Annotated in this window: 4 protein-coding genes; 3 read left to right on the top strand and 1 reads right to left on the bottom strand. The window is 50.2% G+C overall.

The annotated features are described in order from the left end of the window. Nucleotides 1-242, top strand: a 242-nt coding sequence (locus OGX66_RS07840; protein WP_286511321.1) for a hypothetical protein, incomplete at its 5' end; no start/stop codon positions are given. Here the strand turns inward: OGX66_RS07840 and OGX66_RS07835 are convergent. Next, nucleotides 204-1,757, bottom strand: coding sequence for an L-lactate permease (locus tag OGX66_RS07835; RefSeq protein WP_023157189.1), 1,554 nt, complete (start codon nucleotides 1,755-1,757; stop codon nucleotides 204-206). The two genes, OGX66_RS07840 and OGX66_RS07835, sit on opposite strands and share 39 nt — an antisense overlap. 388 nt (nucleotides 1,758-2,145) lie before the next feature. On the opposite strand from OGX66_RS07835, the gene dld reads away from it, so the two are divergent. Beyond that, on the top strand, nucleotides 2,146-3,891 hold the full coding sequence (dld, locus tag OGX66_RS07830; protein WP_023157191.1) for a D-lactate dehydrogenase: 1,746 nt from the start codon (nucleotides 2,146-2,148) through the stop codon (nucleotides 3,889-3,891). A 74-nt stretch (nucleotides 3,892-3,965) separates the two neighbouring features. Continuing rightward, nucleotides 3,966-4,685 carry a (Fe-S)-binding protein gene (locus tag OGX66_RS07825; RefSeq protein WP_088902777.1) on the top strand — a complete coding sequence of 240 codons (720 nt, stop codon included), beginning with the start codon at nucleotides 3,966-3,968 and terminating at the stop codon, nucleotides 4,683-4,685. Nucleotides 4,686-4,733: the final 48 nt, after the last annotated feature.

Here is a 4,733-nt window from a genome sequence, read left to right as displayed (position 1 = left end):
CGGAAAAGGCGTCGAACTTCTTCACCATCTTTTTCCAGAACAACATAACAACAATCCTCGATTTGAAACATCGGCGCTATTTTAGTCAGCGCCGACAAATCGTAAAGTCTGTCGCCTCGTTCCGTTCCCGGGGAGGTGTAAACCTTTTTGGTCACCGCGTCGTCAAATACGGTTGCCGCAAATTTGACGGGGTTGACAATGGCTTACGCCATAAACCAGTAATAAAAGAGGCCAACCTTTAAGCCGAGGATCACGATATAGGCGCAGCAGTATTTCATGGTGCCAGACATGATCTGGTTGGCCTGACCGTCCATTTTTGTGGCGGATACCGCGATGGCGATGCTTTGCGGCGAAATCATTTTCCCGCCCGTTGCGCCAGAGGTATTGGCCGCTGCCAGCCAGTTGGGATCGATATGCAGTTTGCTGGCGGCAATGGTTTGCAGTTTTCCGAACAAAATGTTCGAGTTGGTATCGCTGCCGGTAACAAACGTGCCCAGCGCGCCAATCACCGGGGCGAGGAAGACGTACGAGCTGCCGGTCAGATCGACAATCGACTGCGCCAGCGTGGAGATAATCCCGCTGAGATCCATCACCGTGGCCAGCGCGACGATCGCCATAATTGCGACGATAGAGTTTTTAAGCTGGAAAATCGTTTTGATAAATACTTCCAGCATCCCACGTGCGGACGCTCCCTGAATAAAACCGCCGATAATGGTCGCAAAGATGATCAGCATCCCCGGTGTGGTCACCCATTCAACTTTCAGCGCCATCGTTTTGCCGTCAGCCAACGTGAAATGCAGCACCGAAGCCAGTTGGGATGCCGCGCCTTTTATTGTCGGGAACAGCGGCGAACACAGCAGGATAAACACAAAAATAAACAGATAAATAGAGCCAACCCGGAACAACACTTTTGCCGAGCGCGGCGTGGTTTCGCGGGTATGGCTGACCTCAATGCGCCACTCGGGATCGGTTTTCCCTTTGCGCAGGCGACTGACCATCGCCACGGCAAACAGGCTGACCAGGCTACCGGCAAAGGCGGGTAATTCCGCGCCAAGATGGATGGCGACAAAATATTGCGGAACCAGCGTGGAAATGCCGCAAATCAACGTGATCAGAAATACGCCGCGAATGGCTTTCAGGCCACCGCCAATAATGCAGACAATCACAAACGGCAGCAGGATATTAAACAGCGCGAGCTGCAAAATAATGGTTCCGCCTAAGGTATAAACCGGCAGATTAACCTGCTCTGCCAGAATAGAAACCGGGATCCCAACCGCGCCAAATGCGGTCGGAACGGTATTTGCTACGAGGGAAGCAATCGCCGCCTTCAACGGGTTGAATCCCAGCGCAATGAGAATACCGATCGGAATAGCGACCGCCGTGCCATAGCCCGCAGCGGCTTCAAGAAATCCACCAAAACACCATGAAATCAGCAGCACCTGAATACGCTTATCTTCGCTAATGCTGGCGAGAATATCGCGCAGAATATCCAGCGCTTTGGTCGCCTGCATGACGTTATAACTGAAGATAGCGCCGAGGATAACAATTACGATCGGCCATAGTCCCTTCAGTGCACCATAGCCTATCGCGGCTTTCAGATTCTGTGTGGGCATTTCCCAGAATATTGCCGATAGTGCAGCGGTGAATACCAAAGAGATCAGTACGGAATAATGGATGGGCATTTTTAATTTCAGTATTAAAAATACCATCAGCAGCAAAGGAGAGAGTGCCAGAGCAAACATTAAATATTCGTGCATTACAATTCCCGATTTACTTTTTTAGACTTAACTATATTTAGGGGGAAGGAGGCTACCTTAATAATAAAATAAAAAATGCAAACTGAATCGCTTCAGTGAAATAAAGTTACAAAGGTTAATAATTGTATAAATAATGTTATTTTTTTTATTAAATATGAATAACCACTAAATATAATAATACCCATTAGAGTTAATCATTAATAGGTATGAAATGGTCTTTGCAATAAATGAAATAAGCGTTTTGGCATCCAGTAAAAGAACGGAGTATGAATTATGTGGTAGTGGTAATTTCATTAAAAAATGTGAGCGGTGCCGAAAGAAATAAAATGGGGTATTGCATGTGGATATTGATTGAGGGAATATTCTGTTTTGTCGTACAAATAAACTTATGGCCATTTTCACTGGCCCTGATATAAGGAGCGGAGAGCCGCCCTCCATGAAACATACTGATAATAAGACCTTTTTGACAACTCTTACCCAATTGGTTGGCCCTGCTCATATCCTCACCGAACCGTCAAAAACTGCGCGTTACCGTAAGGGTTTTCGCTCGGGTCAGGGTGATGCTCTGGCGGTGGTTATCCCCGGCTCTTTGCTTGAACTCTGGAAAGTCCTTAGCGCCTGCGTTGAGGCCGATAAAATAATCCTGATGCAGGCGTCGAACACTGGCCTGACTGAGGGTTCGACGCCCAATGGTAATGATTACGACCGCGAGATCGTCATTATCAGCACGCTGCGGCTGGACAGTCTGCATGTGCTGGATGAGGGTAAGCAGGTGCTGGCTTATCCGGGCACCACGCTGTATTCGCTGGAAAAGGCGCTGAAGCCGTTTGGCCGTGAGCCGCATTCGGTGATTGGCTCTTCGTGCATCGGCGCGTCGGTTATCGGCGGTATCTGTAATAACTCCGGCGGTTCTCTGGTCCAGCGTGGCCCGGCTTATACCGAGATGTCGCTGTTTGCCCGTATTGATGAACAGGGACGCTTGCAGCTGGTCAATCACCTCGGCATTGAGCTAGGTCAGACGCCAGAGCAAATCCTTGCCCGGCTGGATAACAATGCGATTGAAGCCGTGCTCGTCAACCATGACGGGCGTCACGCGCACGATCACGACTATGTTAGCCGCGTGCGGGACATCAATGCCGACACGCCAGCACGTTACAACGCTGACCCGGATCGCCTGTTTGAATCCTCTGGCTGCGCGGGCAAGTTAGCGGTGTTTGCCGTACGTCTGGATACCTTTGAAGCCGAGAAGAACCAGCAGGTCTTTTATATCGGTACCAATCAGACTGATGTCCTGACTGAGATTCGCCGCCACATCCTGGCGAATTTTACAAACCTGCCGGTTGCTGGGGAGTATATGCACCGCGATATCTATGATATTGCAGAGAAATACAGCAAAGATACCTTCCTGATGATCGACAAACTTGGCACGGACAAAATGCCGTTCTTCTTCAACCTGAAGGGGCGTACCGAGGCCATACTTGAGAAGGTGAAGATCTTTCGCCCGCACTTTACCGACCGCGCGATGCAGGCTTTTAGCCATCTGTTCCCGAGCCATCTCCCGGCGCGGATGAAGACCTGGCGCGATAACTATGAACACCATCTGATGTTGAAAATGTCCGGTGAGGGTGTGGCCGAAGCCCAGGCATGGTTAACGGACTATTTTAAATCGGCCGAGGGCGCGTTCTTTACCTGTACCGCGGAAGAGGGCAGTAAGGCGTTTCTGCATCGTTTTGCCGCCGCGGGTGCTGCCATTCGTTATCAGGCCGTTCATTCTGACGAGGTTGAGGATATTCTCGCGCTGGATATTGCATTACGCCGCAATGATACCGAATGGTATGAGCATTTACCGGCGGAAATTGACAGTCAGTTGGTGCATAAACTCTATTACGGCCATTTTATGTGCCATGTATTCCATCAGGATTATATCGTTAAAAAAGGCGTAGATGCCCACGCGTTAAAAGAACAGATGCTGGAATTACTGCGCCAACGCGGAGCGCAATATCCGGCGGAACACAATGTCGGCCATCTGTATAAAGCGCCGGAAAATTTGGCACGTTTTTATCAGGAAAATGATCCGACCAACACTATGAACCCAGGTATTGGTAAAACCAGCAAACATAAAAACTGGGCATGAAATACGAATGAACATTTGTTTGATATCGCGATATCAAGCGCAATAAACAGAAATGAAGCAATGGAGTAGTTATTGTGAATGTAAATTTCTTTGTCACCTGTATTGGTGACGCACTGAAATCACGGATGGCACGAGACTCCGTATTGCTGCTGGAAAAACTGGGTTGTCGCGTTAATTTCCCCGAGAAGCAAGGGTGTTGCGGTCAGCCAGCCATCAACAGCGGTTACATCAAAGAGGCGATCCCCGGGATGAAAAACCTGATCGCCGCCCTGGAAGACAACGACGATCCGATTATCTCCCCGGCAGGCTCCTGCACCTACGCGGTAAAAAGCTACCCGACGTATCTGGCGGATGAGCCCGCATGGGCGCTGCGCGCCGAGAAGGTTGCCGGACGTATGCAGGATCTCACCTCTTTTATCGTCAACAAACTGGGCGTGGTGGACGTGGGTGCCAGCCTGCAGGGCCGCGCTGTGTATCATCCTTCCTGTAGCCTGACCCGCAAACTGGGGGTGAAGGAAGAGCCGCTCACGCTGCTGAAAAACGTGCGCGGACTGGAGCTGTTGACGTTTGCCGATCAGGACACCTGCTGCGGCTTTGGCGGGACGTTCTCGGTCAAGATGGCCGAGATCTCCGGCGAGATGGTGAAAGAGAAAGTTTTACATCTGATGGATGCGAAGCCGGAGTTTTTGATCGGCGCTGACGTCAGCTGCCTGCTGAATATTGGCGGCCGACTGCAACGCGAAGGCCAGCCGGTCAAAGTGATGCATATTGCTGAAGTGCTGATGAGCCGCTGAGGGGAAAGAGATGTCGATAAAAACCAGCGATGTAGAATTTAAACTGCG

Source organism: Citrobacter sp. Cf072 (genome assembly GCF_030334485.1).
Classification (GTDB): Bacteria; Pseudomonadota; Gammaproteobacteria; order Enterobacterales; family Enterobacteriaceae; genus Citrobacter; species Citrobacter freundii.
Note: the sequence above shows the minus strand (reverse complement) of the source record. Positions and strands in the feature narration are given on the sequence as shown.